A 16,786-nucleotide genomic window follows, 5' to 3' on the forward strand; every position below is an offset into this window, starting at 1 on the left:
GAGATCAGGCGTTGCGGATGGCGGAGACGTCGAACTCGAGCTTGACCTTCTCGGAGACCAGCACGCCGCCGGTCTCGAGCGCGGCGTTCCAGGTCACGCCGTAGTCCTTGCGGTTGATGGCGGTGCCACCCTCGAAGCCGATCCGCAGGTTGCCGAACGGGTCCTTGGCGGAGCCGGCGAACTCGAAGGGCACGGTGACGGACTTGGTCACACCGTTGATGCTCAGGTCGCCGGTGATGACCCAGTCCTCGCCGTCGCGCTCGACCTTGGTGGAGGAGAAGGTGATCTCCTTGTTCTCGTCGGCGCTGAAGAAGTCCGCCGAGCGGAGGTGGGCGTCGCGGTCCGCGACGCCGGTGTCGATGCTGGCGGTCTGGATGGTGAGCTCGACGTTCGAGTTCTCGGGGTTTGCCGCGTCGACGTGCGCGGTGCCGGCGAACTCGGTGAACTGGCCGCGGACGGTGGTGACCATCGCGTGCCGGGCGCTGAAGCCGATCCGGGTATGGGTCGGGTCGATCGTGTAGTCGCCGGAGATGTCCTCGACGGCGGTGGTCGGGGCGTCGAACTGCTCGGCGGACTGGCGGTTGAAGAACGACATCGGGTGCTCCTGGTCGGGTAGGCGTTGTTGAACCTTTGATCACCTCAACTGGACCATGGTCCGGTTGATTCCCGGTAGCCGGAAGGTGTCCGGACATGCGTCGACCCCGCGGCCCGGGGCCGGCGGGGTCGTGCGCGTGGATGTGGAGCCGGATCAGGCGGCGTGGGTGGCGTGCGGCGCGTGGGTCCGTGGGGCCTCGACCCAGCGGGCCTCGAGGCGCTTGCGTCCGCGTACGTCCGTCACCGCGACCCAGCTCAGCACCAGGTCGTTCACCCCGTTGTTGGTCATGGAGTTCATCGTTGGACGCCTTTCGTTCACCTTCTGTTCATCTACAGTACCTCATACCCACTTCGACGGCCAGAGAACTGCCGAAATGGCTGGGCGTCCCCCACTCCAGGGGTCGTCGGGCGGCGCGCCGTGGGGATGCCGCTCCATTCGGCCGTTCCGGGCGAGGATGTGGGCGTGGCGCTCGACCTCCCCTGCCCCGGCTGCGGCACCCAGATGTACGCCGAGCAGGCACACAACCGCTGCCCGCGGTGCCGCTACATCGAGCCGTGCTGCGACGGCGCTCCCCAGGCGTACTGCGCCCGGCCCGCCACCGCCGAGTGAGCCAGCCCACCGCGACGACGAAGGTGGCGCCCGGTCGCCCAACCACTACCGTTGTCGGGTGAGCAACGAGGACACCGTGACCTTCGCCGACCTCGGGCTCGACGCGAAGGTGCTGAAGGCGCTCGACGACGTCGGCTACGAGACGCCCTCCCCGATCCAGGCCGCGACCATCCCGCCGCTGCTGGCCGGGCGCGACGTGGTCGGCCTCGCGCAGACCGGCACCGGCAAGACGGCGGCGTTCGCGCTGCCGATCCTGTCGCGGCTCGACCTGTCGCAGAAGACCCCGCAGGCGCTGGTGCTCGCGCCCACGCGCGAGCTCGCGCTCCAGGTGTGCGAGGCGTTCGAGCGCTACGCCGCGCACGTCAGGGGCGTGCACGTGCTGCCCGTCTACGGCGGGCAGGGGTACGGCGTGCAGCTCAGTGCGCTGCGGCGCGGCGTGCACGTCGTGGTCGGCACCCCGGGCCGGATCATGGACCACCTCGACCGGGGCACGCTCGACCTGACCGAGCTGCGGTTCCTGGTGCTCGACGAGGCCGACGAGATGCTCAACATGGGCTTCGCCGAGGACGTCGAGACGATCCTCGCGGACACCCCTGAGGACAAGAACGTCGCGCTGTTCTCGGCGACGATGCCGACGCAGATCCGACGGATCTCCTCGAAGTACCTCCGCGACCCGGAGGAGATCACGGTCAAGAGCCAGACCGCGACCGCCTCGAACATCGCCCAGCGCTACCTGATGGTGAGCTACCCGCAGAAGGTCGACGCGCTCACGCGCATCCTGGAGGTCGAGAACTTCGAGGGGATGATCGTCTTCGTCCGGACCAAGAACGAGACCGAGGCGCTCGCCGAGAGGCTCCGCGCCCGCGGCTTCTCCGCCGCCGCGATCAACGGCGACGTCGCGCAGGCCCAGCGCGAGCGCACGGTCAACCAGCTCAAGTCGGCCAAGCTCGACATCCTGGTCGCCACCGACGTCGCCGCCCGCGGCCTCGACGTCGAGCGGATCAGCCACGTCGTCAACTACGACATCCCCACCGACACCGAGTCCTACGTGCACCGGATCGGCCGCACCGGCCGGGCCGGTCGCAGCGGCGACGCGATCTCGTTCGTGACCCCGCGCGAGCGCTACCTGCTCAAGCACATCGAGAAGGCGACCCGCCAGCCGCTGACCCAGATGCAGCTGCCGTCGGTGGAGGACGTCAACGTCACCCGGCTCGCGCGGTTCGACGACGCGATCACCGAGGCGCTCACGCAGACGAGCCGGATCGAGCGGTTCCGCGACATCATCGGGCACTACGTGCGCGAGCACGACGTGCCCGAGGTCGATGTCGCCGCGGCGCTCGCCGTCGTCGCCCAGGGCGAGACGCCGCTGCTGCTCGACCCCGAGGCCGAGAAGCCGGTCCGCGCGCCCCGTCAGGAGCGCGACCGCCCCGAGCGCGGCGTCAGCCGCGAGCGGCGTGGACCGCGCGGCGACATCGCCATGGCGACGTACCGGATCAACGTCGGCAAGCGGCACAAGGTCGAGCCCCGCCAGATCGTCGGCGCCATCGCCAACGAGGGCGGCCTGCGCCGCGCCGACTTCGGCCACATCCAGATCCGGCCGGACTTCTCCCTCGTCGACCTGCCCGCCGACCTGCCCGGCGAGGTCTGGGACGCCCTGCGCCAGACCCGGATCTCCGGCAAGCTGATCGAGCTCCAGCGCGACACCGGCGCCCCCCGCGCCGAGGCCCGTCAGAGGAAGCCCCGCCACAAGCACCGTTGAGTTGGGCCGTATTCGCAGTCGAGTCGGGCGATGTTCCCGGCTGGGCCGGAACTCTCGCCCAACTCGCGTGGGACTGATGCCCAACTCAACGTCGGGGGCGGCGGCTGGTAGAACCGAGGGGTGCGCTCCCTCCTCCCGGTCGCCGTCCTCGTCCTCGCCACGACGAGCCTGACGGCGTGCACGTCCGAGGACCGGCCGAGCGGACCCGATCCGCAGGAGGCGGTGGACGCGCTGGCCGCGGGGCTGCAGTCCGGCGACCTGTCCGGGGTCGCCTTCACCGGGAGTACGCCGGACCCGACCGCCGAGCTCGGCAGGGTCGTCGAGGGGATGGGCGACGTCGAGCCCGTCGTCGCGGCGGGCGCCGCCGAGGAGGCCGGTGGGACCGCGAACGCGGCGCTGCGCTGGACCTGGCCGCTGGCCGGCGACGAGTGGACCTACACGACCGAGGTCGAGCTCACCGAGGGCGACGGAGAGTGGCAGGTCGCCTGGTCGCGCGAGCTCGTCCAGCCGCGCCTGGGGAAGGCGGCGGTCCTCGACGTCACCCCGATCGGCGGTGCGCGCGGGCCGATCATGGGCGCCGGCGGCGTCGCGCTGGTGACCCAGCGGCCGGTGGTGCGGTTCGGGATCGACCGGTCGCAGGTCCCGGCGGCCCGGGCGGGGCAGTCGGCCGAGCGGCTCGCCCGTCTGGTCGGCGTGGACGCGGCGCCGTACGTCAAACAGGTGAGGGCCGCGGGCGACCAGGCGTTCGTCGAGGCGATCGTGCTCCGCAAGGACGACGTGCCGCGGGCGGTGGCGCGGGGGTACGACGCCATCCCGGGCGCGCTCGCGGTCCCCGACGACATCCCGCTGGCGCCGACGCGCGGGTTCGCCGCGCCGATCCTCGGCACCGTCGGCCCGGTGACCGCGGAGATGGTCGAGAAGGAGCCGGACCGCTACCAGGTCGGCGACGTCGCGGGCCTCTCCGGCCTGCAGGCGCGGTACGACGAGCAGCTGAGCGGCGTCGACGGCGTGGTCGTCGACGCGGTGGCCAGGGACGGCAGCGAGAGGGAGCTGTTCCGGGTCGCCGCCCGGCCCGGTCCGGCACTCCGGCTGACCATGGACGCGCGGCTCCAGTCGCTCGCCGAGGGCCTGCTCGCCGACGTCGGCCCGGCCAGCGCGCTGGTCGCGATCCGCCCGTCGACCGGCGCGATCCTCGCCGCGGCGAACGGGCCGGGCACCGACGGCTACAACGTCGCCACCTACGGGCAGATCGCGCCCGGATCGACGTTCAAGAGCGTCAGCAGCCTGGCGCTGCTGCGGGCCGGGCTGACGCCGGACTCGAGGGTGCCGTGCTCGACGTCGGTGGTGGTGAACGGCAAGCGGTTCGAGAACTACGACGGCTACCCGAGCGGCGCGCTCGGCGACATCGCGCTGCGTACGGCGATCGCCAACTCGTGCAACACCGCGGTGATCTCGCAGCGCGGCAGGCTCGGCAAGGGCGACCTCGCCGCGGCGGCCGCCACGCTCGGCGTCGGGATCGACCACGATCTGGGCTTCCCGGCGTACTTCGGCAGCGTCGAGCCGCCCGCCTCGGGGACCGAGGCCGCGGCCGACCTGATCGGCCAGGGCACGGTGCTGGCGTCGCCGATGGCGATGGCGACCGTGATCGCCTCGATCCAGGCCGGCCGGACCGTCGTGCCCCGGCTGGTGAGATCCGTCGACGTGTCGGTGCCCGAGGACGCCGAGCCGCTGACCGGGCAGGAGGCCGGGCAGCTCCGCTCGATGCTGCGCGCGGTGGTGACCTCCGGCAGCGGCACCGGCCTGCTCGACGTACCCGGGCCGCCGGTGATCGCGAAGACCGGCACGGCCGAGTTCGAGCGCGGCGGCAGGCTGCTCACGCACGCCTGGATGATCGCGGCGCAGGGCGACCTCGCGGTGGCGGTGTTCGTCGACGTCGGCTCGTCCGGCTCCGGCACCGCCGGGCCGATCCTGGAGGCGTTCCTGCGGGGGGCGTGACCAGGCCGCGACCCCCGCCGGCCGCATTAGCCGCGCGCGGGCAGGGTGCGGGCGACGTCCTCGGGCATCGGCTCGTAGTGGGCGAAGGACCGGGTGAAGACGCCCGAGCCGTGGGTGGAGGAGCGTAGGTCGACCGCGTAGCGGACCAGCTCGGTCTGGGGCACCTCGGCCTGCACCGACGTGCGGTCCTCGCCGACCTTGTCGGTGCCGAGCAGCCGGCCGCGGCGCGAGGACAGGTCGCTCATCACCGGGCCGACCAGGTCGTCGGGTACGACGACCGAGACGGTGTCGTAGGGCTCGAGCATGGTCACGGTCGTGGCCGCCGCGGCCTCGCGCAGCGCGAGCGCGCCGGCGGTCTGGAAGGCCAGGTCGGAGGAGTCGACGCTGTGCGCCTTGCCGTCGAGCAGCGTCACCCGGAGGTCGACCATCGGGTGCCCGAGCCGGCAGCCCTTCTCCATCTGGGCGCGCACGCCCTTCTCGACGCTCGGGATGAACTGCCGCGGCACGGCGCCGCCGACCACCTTGTCGACGAACTCGAAGCCCGAGCCCTCGGGCAGCGGCTCGACCTCGATGCTGCACACGGCGTACTGACCGTGGCCGCCGGACTGCTTCACGTGCCGGCCGAGCCCGGTCGCCCGCCCGGCGAAGGTCTCGCGCAGCGACACCACGAACGGCACCTGGTCGACGTGCACGCCGTACCGCTCGGTGAGCCGCTCGACGGTGACCTCCGCGTGCGACTCGCCCATGCACCACAGCACCAGCTGGTGGGTCTCGGCGTTGTTCTCGATCCGCAGCGACGGGTCCTCGGCCGCGAGCCGGGCGAGCGCCTGCGAGAGCTTGTCCTCGTCCTGCTTGGTGTGCGCGACGATCGCGACCGGCAGCAGCGGCTCGGGCATGCTCCAGGGCCGCAGCACCCGCGGCTCGTCGACGCCGGAGAGGGTGTCGCCGGTCTCGGCGCGGCTGAGCCGGCCGATCGCGCAGAGGTCGCCCGCGACCACCTGCTCGGCCGGCGCGAGCTGCCTGCCGAAGGGGTGGGACAGCGCGCCGACCTTCTCGTCCTCGTCGTGGTCCTCGTGGCCGGCGTCCGCGCCGAAGAACGACGCGAAGTGGCCCGACACGTGCACCGGCTGCTCCGGGTCGAGGGTGCCGGAGAAGACGCGCACCAGGCTGAGCCGTCCGACGTACGGGTCGCTCGTCGTCTTCACGACCTCGGCGACCAGCGGGCCCGACGGGTCGCACGCGATCGGGCCGGCGGCCGCCCCGGTGGGCAGGAACACGTCGGGGGAGGGGTGCTCGGCCGGCGACGGGAAGCCGCGCACGGCGAGGTCGAGCAGCTCGGTGCAGCCGACGCCGGTCACCGAGCAGACGGGTACGACGGGGTGGAAGGTCGCCCGCGCCACGGCGCGCTCGAGGTCGTCGACGAGCACCTTCTCATCGATCTCCTCGCCGCCGACGTACCGCTCCATCAGCGTCTCGTCCTCGGACTCCTCGATCACCGCCTCGATCAGCTCGCCGCGCAGCCCGGTCTCCTCGGCCGGCGCCAGCAGGCCGGTCAGGCCGGTGATGTCGCTGCCGGAGCGGATCGGCACGTAGAGCGGCACGACCTTGCCGCCGGTGGCGTCGCCGAAGGCCGCCCGGGCCTGGCGGAGCACCCCGTCGTAGTCGGCACGCGCCTGGTCCAGCTTGGTGATCACGACGACGCGCGGCATGCCGACCGCGGCGCACTCGCGCCACAGCGAGCGGGTGCCCTCGTCGACGCCCTCGTTCGCGGCGACGACGAACAGGGCGCAGTCGGCCGCGCGCAGCCCGGCGCGCAGCTCACCGACGAAGTCGGCGTACCCGGGGGTGTCGATCAGGTTCACCTTGGTGCCCTCGTGCACCAGCGGCGCGACCGCGAGGGAGATGGTGCGCCCGTGCGCGTGCTCGGCCTCCTCGAAGTCGGTCACGGTGGTGCCGTCGCGCACGGAGCCGGCGCGAGGGATCGCGCCCGAGGCGGCGAGCAGGGTCTCGGTGAGGGTGGTCTTGCCGGAGCCCGCGGGGCCCACCAGCACGACGTTCCGGATCCGGTCCGGGCTGCTCGCCCCCAGATCTTGGCCGGTTGCTCTCCGGTTGCTGCCGCCCTTGTCCGCCATGGTGATTCCTCCTGGTCCGAGAGAACCCCCGATCGGCCGGGAGCGCAAGGGTCTCTCGGCCCCTCTCGTGCGAGCGCGGTCGCGGTGGACGACGCGGGGGCCCCGGCAGTGCCGGGGCCCCCGCCCCTTCGCGGCCTGCGCCGGACCGGCGACGAGGGGGTGTGCCGGAGCGGCCCGGGAAGGGACGAACCCCTCGCTGCATGGGGTCAGCAAGGGGTTCTTGCCGACAACTAGGTGCTCCCTCCGAAGTCGACCTGCCTAGCGTGGCACGTCCCGGATGACCTGTCAGCGTTTCCCTCGTTCCGGGGTGCCAAGATGGCCCCATGAACGGACTCGACCTCCTCGGCCCGGACCAGCGCGGGCTCTACATCGGCGGCACCTGGCGCGCGGCCGAGGGCGACCGGCGCCTCGACGTGATCGACCCGGCCGACGGTTCGGTGCTCACCGACGTCGCGGACGCCTCGGTCCCCGACGCGCTCGACGCCCTCGACGCCGCCGTCGCGGCCCAGGAGTCGTGGGCGCGGACGCCGGCGCGCGAGCGCGGCGAGATTCTGCGGACGGCGTTCGAGGCGATCACCGCGCGCGCCGACGACTTCGCGCACCTGATGAGCCTGGAGATGGGCAAGACCGTCGCCGAGGCCCGGGGCGAGGTGGGGTACGGCGCGGAGTTCTTCCGCTGGTACGCCGAGGAGGCCGTCCGCATCCACGGCCGCTGGATGCAGGCGCCGGCCGGCGGCTCGCGGCTGCTCACGATCAAGAAGCCGGTCGGCCCGTGCCTGTTCATCACCCCGTGGAACTTCCCGCTCGCGATGGGCACCCGCAAGATCGGGCCGGCCATCGCCGCCGGCTGCACGATGGTCGTCAAGCCGGCCAGCCAGACGCCGCTGACCATGCTCGCGCTGGCCGCGGTGCTCGCCGAGGCCGGCCTGCCCGGCGGCGTGCTCAACGTCGTCACGACCAGCCACACCGGCGAGTTCAGCCAGGCGCTCCAGGGCGACGACCGGCTGCGCAAGGTGAGCTTCACCGGCTCCACCGGCGTCGGCAAGGTGCTGGTCCGGCAGTCCGCCGACCAGCTCCAGCGGCTGAGCATGGAGCTCGGTGGCAACGCGCCCTTCCTCGTCTTCGAGGACGCCGACGTGGACGCCGCCGTCGACGGCGCGATGGTCGCCAAGATGCGCAACATGGGCGAGGCCTGCACCGCCGCCAACCGGTTCCTCGTGCACTCCTCGGTCGCCGAGGAGTTCGCCGACAAGCTCGGCAAGCGGATGGGCGGCCTCACCGTCGGCCGCGGCCAGACCGAGGGCGTGGACGTCGGACCGCTCATCGACGAGTCGGCCGTCGAGAGCGTCGGCCAGCTGGTCACCGACGCGATCCACGGCGGCGCGCGCGTGGTGACCGGCGGCACCGCGCCCGAGGGCCCGGGCTACTTCTACCCGCCGACCGTGCTGCTCGACGTACCGGTCGACGCGGAGATCAACGTGCAGGAGATCTTCGGCCCGGTCGCGCCGATCTCCACCTTCGAGACCGAGGAGGAGGCGGTCCGCCGGGCCAACGACACCGAGTACGGCCTCGCGTCCTACGTCTACACGCGCGACCTGGCCCGCACGATCCGCGTCGCCGAGTCGCTGGACTTCGGCATGGTCGGCATCAACTCCGGCCTGATCTCCAACCCGGCGGCCCCCTTCGGCGGCATGAAGCAGAGCGGCTTCGGCCGCGAGGGCGGCTTCGAGGGCATCGAGGAGTACCTCGAGACGACGTACGTCGCCCTGCCGGCGGGCTGATCCCGCTCAAGTCCGCTGCTGCGCGAGCTGGACCAGCCAGGCATCCCAGCCGCGCATCAGCGGGTCGCGGCCGCGCACCGGCCGGTCGTCCGACGACCAGTAGCCGAAGACGTCGTCGCCGTCCGGGGCCGGGTTGACCAGGCGCATCGTGACGGGGAGCCCGGCCACGCCGACCGCGGTCATCGCGGCGCCGGCGAGGCGCTCGACGTCCTCGCCGTACCGCCCGATGGTGAGCCGGTCGGGCGCCACGGATCCGCCCGGGAACGCGACGCGGAGGTCGAGCAGCACGTGCCCGTCGCGGCGCTCGAGCCGCCAGGTCGACGCGGGGGCGGGGAGGACCCCGGAGGCCACCGTGCGCGCGGTGCCCTGGAACAGGGTCACGTCGGTCGGCGACACGCGGCCGGCGACCACGAACGCGCTGTCGCCGGTGCGGAAGGTCCAGACCGTGTCGTCGAAGCCGTAGCCGATCCGGCTGGCCTCGCCGACGTCGGGCAGGATGCCGGCGCCCGAGTCGAGCTCGATCGACTCCAGGCCCGGCTCGAAGCGGTACCGGACGCTGCCGAGCATGGCCGCGGTCGTCGTGAGCCAGTTGCCGAGCACCTCGGCCTCGTCGGAGCTCCCCGCGAACGAGTCGTCGACCGTCAGCCGGTCCGCGTCGTTCTCGGCCGGCACCAGGTCGAGGCGGTACGACGGGTAGTCCTGCTCGTCGGCGACCCGGTCGATCGCGGCGATCAGCCGGCTCAGCTCGCGCACCGAGCTCGCGTCGTTGTAGGTCACCGTGATCGCGGCGCCGGTGTCCGCCGACGGCGTGGCGACCTTCGACGAGGTCACCTGGTCGATCCGGTTGAGGCGGGTCTGCACCGTGTTCGCCTGGTCGAGCGCGCCGGAGCAGGCGCCGAGGAGCGCGAGCGGCAGCACCGCAGCCACGACCAGGGCGGGTGCGCGCACGACCGCCCTTCGCCCCCCGAAGGTTCCCATGCGGAGAATGGTGACCCATCGGGGCGGGTCCGCGGGCGGGAATCGACAATGAACGTCATGGACCTCACCGCCTCCGCCGCGGAGCAGTACCGCGCCTTCGCCCTCGACGCGCGGGGCTACTCGCCCTGCTTCGACGACTGGGCGACCCGGGTCGCCGAGGATGCCGAGGTGCTCGCCTGGATCGAGCGGCTGCCGCTGTCGAAGCAGCAGCCGAACCTCGTCTTCGCGGCCGCCCGCTGGCACGGTGTGCCCGCGCCGGGGCCGTACGCCGGGCTGCGCGACGTCCTGCTCGGCGACGACGGTGTCGTCGTCGACACGATCCTGACGCGGTCGACCCAGACCAACGAGGTCGGCCGGCTGGCGACGCTGGTGCCGGCCTTCGCCCGGTTCGACGGGCCGCTGGCGCTGATCGAGGTCGGCGCCAGCGCCGGACTCAACCTGTTCCCCGACCGCTACTCCTACTCGTGGGGCGGCTCTGAGATCGGGGTCGGCCCGCTGCTCGCCGCTGCCGTCTCCGGGCCGGCGCCGCTGCCCTCGTCCGTGCCGGCGATCTCCTGGCGTGGCGGCGTCGACCTCAACCCGCTCGACGTCACCGACGCCGACCAGATGCGCTGGCTGACGAACCTGGTCTGGCCCGAGCACGACGAACGCCGCGCGCGCCTGGTCCGGGCGATCGAGGTCGCCCGTGCCGACCCGCCCCGGCTGGTCCGCGGCGACCTGCTCGACGAGCTGCCCGCGCTGGTGGCCGAGGCCGGCCGCCACGGGACGGTCGTGGTGTTCCACAGTGCCGTGGCGGCGTACCTCTCGGCCGCGGAGCGGGACCGGCTCCAGGAGCTGATGGCCGGGCTCGTCGCCGACGGGCGGTGCCACTGGGTCAGCAACGAGGCGCCGCAGGTGCTGCCGGCCGTCACCGCGACGGCCGCCGTGCCGGACGACGCGCGCGGGTTCGTGCTCGGCATCGACGGGCGGGCGGTTGCGCTGGCGCACGGCCACGGGAGCTGGATCCGCTGGCTCGCTTGACCTGGAGTCGACGGGAGCTTGTCGGATGGTCACGTGCGCGCCGTGCGACTGCACGAGTTCGGTCCCCCGAGCGCCTCGTCCTCGAGCTCGAGCTGGAGTCCCCCGGTCGCCTCCGACCGGGCGCGCGAGCTGCTCCGCCCCGAGGTTGTCCGCCGAAACCCGACCGACACGCCGTGCCTCGTCGGCGTGTCGGTCGGGTTTCTCCGGTCAGCCGGTGAAACCCGACGCGTGCTGACCCCGCGATGAAATCGGTGGGCGTTGTCGGTCGTTGCGTCCAGACTGGCTGCGAGGAGGAGTGATGACCGACGTTCGCGAGCCTGCCACGAGCCGGAGGCTGCCGCGCGCCCTGCACCCGTTCCGCCATGCGGCGTACCGGCGGCTGGCCGTGGCGCTCGTGCTCGCCACGTTCGCCGGCGGCGTGTGGACGGTCGGGCTCGTGTGGGAGGTCATCCGGATCGGCGGCGGGCCGGCGCAGCTCTCGGTCGTCGCGACCGCGAGCGCGGTGGGCGTGATCCTGCCGGCGCTGCTCGGGGGCGTGGTCGCCGACCGGGTGCCCCAGAAGGCGATCCTGCTCGGCGTCGCGGCGATCGAGCTCCTCTGCATGGGCACGGTCGCGCTGCTGTCGGTCGCCGGCGTCACCGCGATCTGGCAGCTGGGACTGGTCGGCTTCGTCATCGGCGCGGCGATGGCGTTCTACTACCCGGCGTACTCCGCGTGGCTGCCGGCGCTGGTGCCCGAGGAGGACCTGCTCCAGGTCAACGGCTTCGAGGGCATGATCCGCCCCACGATCGGCCAGGCGGTCGGCCCGGCGGTCGCCGGCGCCGTGGTCGGCGCCGCCTCGCCGGGCGCCGCGCTCACGGTCGCGGCGCTGTCCGCGCTCGCCGGGCTGCTCGCGCTGACGACGGTGCCGTTGACCCCGGTCCGCCGCGAGGCCGACGCCGGCCCGTCGACGGTGTGGCATGACCTGCGGGAGGGCTTCGCCTACATGTGGCGCACGCCGTGGCTGCTCGCGACGCTGCTGTTCGCCTCGGTGATGGTCTTCGTGACGATGGGCCCGCTCGAGGTGCTGGTGCCGTTCCTGATCAAGGACCGCCTCGGCGGCGGCCCGGGCAACCACGCCCAGGTGCTGGCGGCGTTCGGCATCGGCGGCGCCGTCGGCTCCCTCGTGATGGCCTCGCTGCGGCTGCCGCGCCGCTATCTCACCTCGATGAACCTGATGTGGGGCCTCGGCTGCCTCCCGATGGTGGTGATGGGCGTCGCGACCCAGATCTGGCAGGTCGTGGCCGCGGCGTTCGTGCTCGGCCTGGTCTTCGCCGCGCCGATGGTGATCTGGGGGACGCTGCTCCAGCGCCGGGTGCCGCCGCACCTGCTCGGCCGGGTCGCCTCGCTCGACTTCTTCGTCTCGATCAGCCTGATGCCGATCTCGATGGCCATCGCCGGCCCGGTCTCGGAGGCCCTCGGCCTGCGCACCACGTTCCTCATCGCCGGCGTCGTCCCGGCGGTCGCCGCGATCGTGGCGATCCTGGCCGCCCGGCTGCCGCGGGACGAGGTTGCGCATCCGCTGTGAGGTGTGTGTCGGGATCCCCGGCTGACCGGGGATCCCTGACGTTGTCAGGGGTTGCAACGGCCGACAACGTCAGGTTTCCCCGGCTGACCGGGGATCCCGACAGCCACTCACCCGGGTCAGGCCACGCCGAGGCTGCCGGCCAGCGCGGACCGGGAGCGGATGCCGAGCTTGCGGTAGACGTGCGAGAGGTGCCACTCGACCGCCTTGACGGTGACGATCAGCTCGCCGGCGATCTCGCGGTTGGTCAGCCCGGTCGCGGCCAGCCGGGCGACCCGGCGCTCGGCGGTGGTCAGCGCGGCGAGCGCCTCGCCCAGCACGGGGCGGGCGGGCTCGCCCATCCGGTCGAGCAGCCGGCGTACCCGTCCCTGCAGCGGCCACAGCTCCTCGCGCCCGGCGTAGTCCTCGGCGGCGCGGAGCAGCGCCAGCGCCTCGCGGGCCTCGTCGTCGCGACCGGACAGGAGCAGCAGCCCGGCCAGGTCGGTGTCGATCTGCGCGGCCAGTCGCGCGGCCGGCGTGGCGGCCAGGGCGGCCCGGGCCTCGCCCAGTGCGTCCGTGCGGTCGGTGTGCACGTCGACGGTCGCGAGGGTGCGCAGCCCCTGGGCGATCGCGTACGGCGAGCACGCCCCTCGCGCGAGCGTCAGGTGCTCGCGCGCCAGCACGACGGCCTCGGCGCGGCGGCCCATCCGGACCGAGGCCAGGGCGGCGGCCGCGCGCCAGGGCAGCAGGTAGGGGTCGTCGTCGAGCGCGGTCAGCGCGCCGACGCGGGCGTAGTGTCCGCACGCGGTCTCGGGGTCGCCGGCCGCCGCCGCGAGCTCGCCGCGGCCGAAGTGCGCAATTGCGCCGATCAGACCGCGCCGGTCCAGCATCGGGCGGATCGACTCGCCGACGGCGTACGCCTCGTCCAGCTCGCCGCGCGCGAGCCGGCAGTCGAGCGCGGTCGTCAGCAGGGCCGCCCGGTGCAGGTCGTCGAGCTCGGTCCAGTGGCGCCGGCGCGCGTCCTCGAGGTCGGCGAGCGCGGCGGTGACCTCGCCGGCGCGGGCGCGCGCGAACGCGCGGGTGAGCAGGTCGTGCGAGAGGCGGCGGTCGTCCCGAGCCGAGGCCTCGGCGAGATCCGCCTGGGGCGTCAGCATGGGTGCCACCCTAGGAACGCCGGCAGGGCGGCGTGCCGGAACGCGGCGAACCGGGGCCAGCGGTCCAGTCAGGTCCGGTCTGGGAGCGACGCCGGCTCGTGGTCGGCGGGCAGCCGCGCCGGCAGCCCGAACCTCTCGAACAGGGTGTGGTCGAAGAACGCCGACACATGCCTGACCCGGTCGCCGTCGAGCTCCAGCACCTGGAGCTGGAACGGGGCGAAGTCGCCCTCGGGCGTGCGCATGTAGAGGCCGTACGCCGGCTGGCCGTTGGCCCGGGTCGGCAGCATCGGCATGTCGTGGGCGCCGCCGGGGCACTCGCTGCCGATCAGCCAGCCGATGTCCTCCGCGCCCTTGAACCAGCTCGTGAACGGAGGCATGTCCCACGTCGCCTCGGCGGTGAGCAGGCCGACGATCGAGTCGATGTCCTTGCGCCAGAACGCGTCGACGTACCTCTCCAGGAGCCGCTCCTGCGCGGGCGTGAGCTCGTCGCGGACGGTGTCCTCGGTGAGGCCGCGCTCGGCGAGCTGCGCGTGTGCGCGCTGGAGGGCGGAGTTCACGGCCGCGGTCGAGGTGTCGAGCGCCTCGGCGACCTCGGCGGCCGACCAGCGCAGCACGTCGCGCAGGATCAGCACCGCGCGCTGCCGGGCCGGCAGGTGCTGGAGCGCCGCGACGAACGCGAGCCGGATCGAGTCGCGCTCGGCGACGACGACGGCCGCGTCGGGCACCGGCTCCAGCCACGCGATCTCGTGGTCGGTCTCGAGCGCGTCGCCGGCGATCGCCTCGGGCGTCCCGATGCCGGCCGGCAGCGGCCGGCGCGGCCGGCCCTCGAGGCTGGTCAGGCACACGTTGGTCGCGATCCGGTACAGCCAGGTGCGGACCGACGAGCGGCCCTCGAACGCACCGGCGGCCTTCCAGGCGCGCAGGAACGTCTCCTGCACCAGGTCCTCGGCCTCGTGCACGCTGCCGGACATCCGGTAGCAGTGCGCGAGCAGCTCGCGCTGGTAGCGCTGGGTCAGCGTGGGGAAGTCGTCGAGCTCGGTCGTCGTCATGGGGCTCCATCCTCGTGCAGAAGAGGACCGGCGTCGATCCGCCTCCCCGCCGCGGCGAGCCGCAGCGCCCTCTCGGCAGCGGGTACGGCGAGCGCCCGGTCGGCCGGGACCAGCCCGACCCGGGTGCGGCGATCGAGCAGGTCGTCGACGTCGGCCGCGCCCTCGTGGGTGACGCCGAAGACCAGCTCGGCGAGGGTGACCGGGACGCCCTCGGCGATCGGCGCGAGCAGCTCCTCGTCGGCGAGCCCGGTCAGCTCGCGGGCGTCGTCGAGCACGAGCGCGGCGTCGGTGCCGAAGCGGCGGACCAGCCGCGGCGGCAGCTCCAGCGCGGCCAGCTCCTCCCGGGAGGCGGCGCCGAGCAGCGGCAGGCTGCGGGTGCGGCACGGGCCGGCTTCGAGGCGGACGTGCTCGACGGCGGCGTCGACCGCGTCCTCGGCCATCTTGCGGTAGGTCGTGAGCTTGCCGCCGACGACCGTGATCACGCCCGAGGAGCTGGTGAGGACCGCGTGCCTGCGGGAGAGGTCGGCCGTGGAGCCGTCGTCGGAGTGCAGGAGCGGTCGCAGCCCGGCGTACGCCCCGACGACGTCGCCGCGGTGCAGCTGGTGGGAGAACGCCGCCGAGACGACGTCGAGCAGGAACCCGATCTCGGGCTCCGACGGCTCGGGCACGTCGGGCACCTCGCCCTCGACCGGCTCGTCGGTGAGGCCGGCGTAGACGGTGCCGTCGGGCTGGGGGAGGACCAGCACGTATCGGTTGGTCTCGCCCGGGACCGGACAGAACACCGAGACGGTGAGGCCGGGCAGCGAGTCCTGTCGCAGCACCAGGTGGGTGCCGCGGCTGGGTCGCAGGGCGATGCCCTCGACGAGGGTGTCCGCCCAGACGCCGGTGGCGTTGACGACCGCGCGGGCGGTGACCGTGTGCGTCTCTTCGGTGAGCTCGTCGCGCAGGACGACGCTCGTCGCGGTGGTGGACAGCACTCGGGCGTGCGTGCGCACGTGGGCGCCGTACGCCGCCGCCGTCCGGGCGACCGTCGTGACCAGCCGGGCGTCGTCCTCGAGCTGGCCGTCCCAGCCGAGCATCGCGCCGCGCAGTCCGGCGGGCCGGAGCGCGGGCACGAGGCGGAGCGCCTCGGTGGCGGTGAGGTGGCGCGGCTTCGGCAGGGTCCTGGCGGCGGTGCCGGCGCCGCGGCGGAGCAGGTCGCCGGCGACCAGGCCGCTGCGGGTGAGGAGCGTCTGGACGCGGCTGGCGCTCGAGGAGAGCGGCACCAGCATCGGCATCGGCCGGGTCAGGTGGGGAGCGGTGACCTCCATCAGGATGCCGCGCTCGACCGCGCTCTCGTGGGCGACGCCGACCTGGCCCCGGGCGAGGTAGCGCAGGCCGCCGTGCACCATCTTCGAGGACCAGCGCGAGGTGCCGAAGGCGAGGTCGTGCGCGTCGACCGCCAGCACCGAGAGGCCGCGGGTGACCGCGTCGAGCGCGACGCCGGCGCCGGTGATGCCGAGCCCGATCACGACGAGGTCGACGTCGGTGGGCGCCCCGGCCAGGCCGGGGGTGATGCGCTCGCTCATCGCTCGAGGCTCCTCGTCAGCGCGAGCGCCAGCTCGGCGTCCAGCTCCTCGGCGGAGACCTGGTCGTCGACCATGGTGTGCGCCGAGAGCACGAACCCGTGGGCGGCGAGCAGCATCGCGCGCGCCATCGCGTCCGGGCTGCCGTCGCGGACGGCGCCCTCGGCCTGGGCCTCGCGGAGCGCGGCGACGGTGAGCTCGAGGATGCCGTCCTGCGAGCGGCCGCGACGGGAGAAGAGGTAGGGGAGGATCAGCTCGGGGTCGAGGTCCACGATGCGCACGAACAGCTCGTTCTCGCGCAGCCGCTGCACGGTGCCGACGATGTCGCCGACGAGGCGCTCGACGGTCGGGGTGTCCGGGTCCCGCTCGGCCAGGCTCGCGGCGACGACCGCCCCCCATTCGCGGGTCATCAGGTCGCCGAGCAGCTGCGGCATGTCCGCCCAGGTGCGGTAGATCGTCATCCGCGAGACGCCGGCGCGGCGGGCGACCTCGGTGAGCGTCGTACGCCGCCAGCCCACGTCGAGGATGCAGTCGCGCGCCGCGTCGAGATACGCGTCGCGGGGCTCGGGTCTGTCCTCGGTGTTGTGACGAAGTGACGTCATATGT

At 73.4% G+C, this 16,786-nt stretch carries 14 protein-coding genes; 6 read left to right on the plus strand and 8 right to left on the minus strand.

The genetic code is table 11. The features are described 5' to 3' along the window. Positions 1–4 precede the first annotated feature (4 nt). Positions 5–595 carry a YceI family protein gene (locus tag ACYVKX_RS06660; protein ID WP_460829956.1) on the minus strand — a complete coding sequence of 197 codons (591 nt, stop codon included), beginning with the start codon at positions 593–595 and terminating at the stop codon, positions 5–7. A gap of 153 nt (positions 596–748) precedes the next feature. After that, positions 749–892 carry a hypothetical protein gene (locus ACYVKX_RS06665; protein WP_460829957.1) on the minus strand — a complete coding sequence of 48 codons (144 nt, stop codon included), beginning with the start codon at positions 890–892 and terminating at the stop codon, positions 749–751. A gap of 165 nt (positions 893–1,057) precedes the next feature. Between ACYVKX_RS06665 and ACYVKX_RS06670 the strand changes: the two genes are divergently transcribed. From ACYVKX_RS06670 to ACYVKX_RS06680, 3 genes are all read left to right on the plus strand, one after another. Then, positions 1,058–1,204, plus strand: coding sequence for a hypothetical protein (locus tag ACYVKX_RS06670; protein WP_460829958.1), 147 nt, complete (start codon positions 1,058–1,060; stop codon positions 1,202–1,204). Positions 1,205–1,262: 58 nt separating this feature from the next. Further along, the gene (locus ACYVKX_RS06675) at positions 1,263–2,963 is read left to right on the plus strand and encodes a DEAD/DEAH box helicase (protein ID WP_460829959.1); all 1,701 of its coding nucleotides are present in this window, start codon (positions 1,263–1,265) and stop codon (positions 2,961–2,963) included. A 120-nt stretch (positions 2,964–3,083) separates the two neighbouring features. Then, positions 3,084–4,958 (plus strand): penicillin-binding transpeptidase domain-containing protein, encoded by a 1,875-nt coding sequence (locus tag ACYVKX_RS06680; RefSeq protein WP_460829960.1) that lies wholly within the window; start codon positions 3,084–3,086, stop codon positions 4,956–4,958. 26 nt (positions 4,959–4,984) lie between these two features. Here the strand turns inward: ACYVKX_RS06680 and ACYVKX_RS06685 are convergent, their stop codons facing one another. Then, positions 4,985–7,090 carry an elongation factor G-like protein EF-G2 gene (locus ACYVKX_RS06685; RefSeq protein ID WP_460829961.1) on the minus strand — a complete coding sequence of 702 codons (2,106 nt, stop codon included), beginning with the start codon at positions 7,088–7,090 and terminating at the stop codon, positions 4,985–4,987. A 323-nt stretch (positions 7,091–7,413) separates the two neighbouring features. Here ACYVKX_RS06685 and ACYVKX_RS06690 point away from each other — a divergent pair, with 323 nt between their 5' ends. Then, positions 7,414–8,871, plus strand: a complete 1,458-nt coding sequence (locus ACYVKX_RS06690; protein WP_460829962.1) for an NAD-dependent succinate-semialdehyde dehydrogenase — start codon at positions 7,414–7,416, stop codon at positions 8,869–8,871. A gap of 6 nt (positions 8,872–8,877) precedes the next feature. On the opposite strand, the gene ACYVKX_RS06695 is transcribed toward ACYVKX_RS06690, so the two are convergent. Then, positions 8,878–9,849 carry a hypothetical protein gene (locus tag ACYVKX_RS06695; RefSeq protein ID WP_460829963.1) on the minus strand — a complete coding sequence of 324 codons (972 nt, stop codon included), beginning with the start codon at positions 9,847–9,849 and terminating at the stop codon, positions 8,878–8,880. 57 nt (positions 9,850–9,906) lie between these two features. Between ACYVKX_RS06695 and ACYVKX_RS06700 the strand changes: the two genes are divergently transcribed. Both ACYVKX_RS06700 and ACYVKX_RS06705 read left to right on the plus strand, forming a co-directional pair. Further along, a complete protein-coding gene (locus ACYVKX_RS06700; RefSeq protein WP_460829964.1) occupies positions 9,907–10,869 on the plus strand; it encodes a DUF2332 domain-containing protein in 963 nt (320 codons plus the stop codon). A gap of 298 nt (positions 10,870–11,167) precedes the next feature. Further along, positions 11,168–12,436 carry an MFS transporter gene (locus tag ACYVKX_RS06705; protein WP_460829965.1) on the plus strand — a complete coding sequence of 423 codons (1,269 nt, stop codon included), beginning with the start codon at positions 11,168–11,170 and terminating at the stop codon, positions 12,434–12,436. A 116-nt stretch (positions 12,437–12,552) separates the two neighbouring features. Here ACYVKX_RS06705 and ACYVKX_RS06710 read toward each other — a convergent pair whose 3' ends face one another. From ACYVKX_RS06710 to ACYVKX_RS06725, 4 genes are all read right to left on the minus strand, one after another. Beyond that, entirely contained in the window at positions 12,553–13,566 is a 1,014-nt protein-coding gene (locus ACYVKX_RS06710; protein WP_460829966.1) for a helix-turn-helix transcriptional regulator, read from the minus strand. A 68-nt stretch (positions 13,567–13,634) separates the two neighbouring features. After that, entirely contained in the window at positions 13,635–14,615 is a 981-nt protein-coding gene (locus ACYVKX_RS06715) for a sigma-70 family RNA polymerase sigma factor (protein WP_460829967.1), read from the minus strand. Next, positions 14,612–16,183 (minus strand): glycerol-3-phosphate dehydrogenase/oxidase, encoded by a 1,572-nt coding sequence (locus ACYVKX_RS06720; protein ID WP_460829968.1) that lies wholly within the window; start codon positions 16,181–16,183, stop codon positions 14,612–14,614. Before ACYVKX_RS06720 ends, ACYVKX_RS06715 begins: the two co-directional genes overlap by 4 nt. After that, positions 16,180–16,782 (minus strand): TetR/AcrR family transcriptional regulator, encoded by a 603-nt coding sequence (locus ACYVKX_RS06725; RefSeq protein WP_460829969.1) that lies wholly within the window; start codon positions 16,780–16,782, stop codon positions 16,180–16,182. Before ACYVKX_RS06725 ends, ACYVKX_RS06720 begins: the two co-directional genes overlap by 4 nt. Positions 16,783–16,786: the final 4 nt, after the last annotated feature.

This window comes from Nocardioides hungaricus (assembly GCF_054782915.1).

Excerpts from the sequence above, each read along its gene's own strand:
- ACYVKX_RS06660 (WP_460829956.1), bottom strand. The coding sequence starts at position 595 with ATGTCGTTCTTCAACCGCCAGTCCGCCGAGCAGTTCGACGCCCCGACC.
- ACYVKX_RS06665 (WP_460829957.1), bottom strand. The coding sequence starts at position 892 with ATGAACTCCATGACCAACAACGGGGTGAACGACCTGGTGCTGAGCTGG.
- ACYVKX_RS06685 (WP_460829961.1), bottom strand. The coding sequence starts at position 7,090 with ATGGCGGACAAGGGCGGCAGCAACCGGAGAGCAACCGGCCAAGATCTG.
- ACYVKX_RS06690 (WP_460829962.1), top strand. The coding sequence starts at position 7,414 with ATGAACGGACTCGACCTCCTCGGCCCGGACCAGCGCGGGCTCTACATC.
- ACYVKX_RS06695 (WP_460829963.1), bottom strand. The coding sequence starts at position 9,849 with ATGGGAACCTTCGGGGGGCGAAGGGCGGTCGTGCGCGCACCCGCCCTG.
- ACYVKX_RS06700 (WP_460829964.1), top strand. The coding sequence starts at position 9,907 with ATGGACCTCACCGCCTCCGCCGCGGAGCAGTACCGCGCCTTCGCCCTC.
- ACYVKX_RS06705 (WP_460829965.1), top strand. The coding sequence starts at position 11,168 with ATGACCGACGTTCGCGAGCCTGCCACGAGCCGGAGGCTGCCGCGCGCC.
- ACYVKX_RS06710 (WP_460829966.1), bottom strand. The coding sequence starts at position 13,566 with ATGCTGACGCCCCAGGCGGATCTCGCCGAGGCCTCGGCTCGGGACGAC.
- ACYVKX_RS06715 (WP_460829967.1), bottom strand. The coding sequence starts at position 14,615 with ATGACGACGACCGAGCTCGACGACTTCCCCACGCTGACCCAGCGCTAC.
- ACYVKX_RS06720 (WP_460829968.1), bottom strand. The coding sequence starts at position 16,183 with ATGAGCGAGCGCATCACCCCCGGCCTGGCCGGGGCGCCCACCGACGTC.
- ACYVKX_RS06725 (WP_460829969.1), bottom strand. The coding sequence starts at position 16,782 with ATGACGTCACTTCGTCACAACACCGAGGACAGACCCGAGCCCCGCGAC.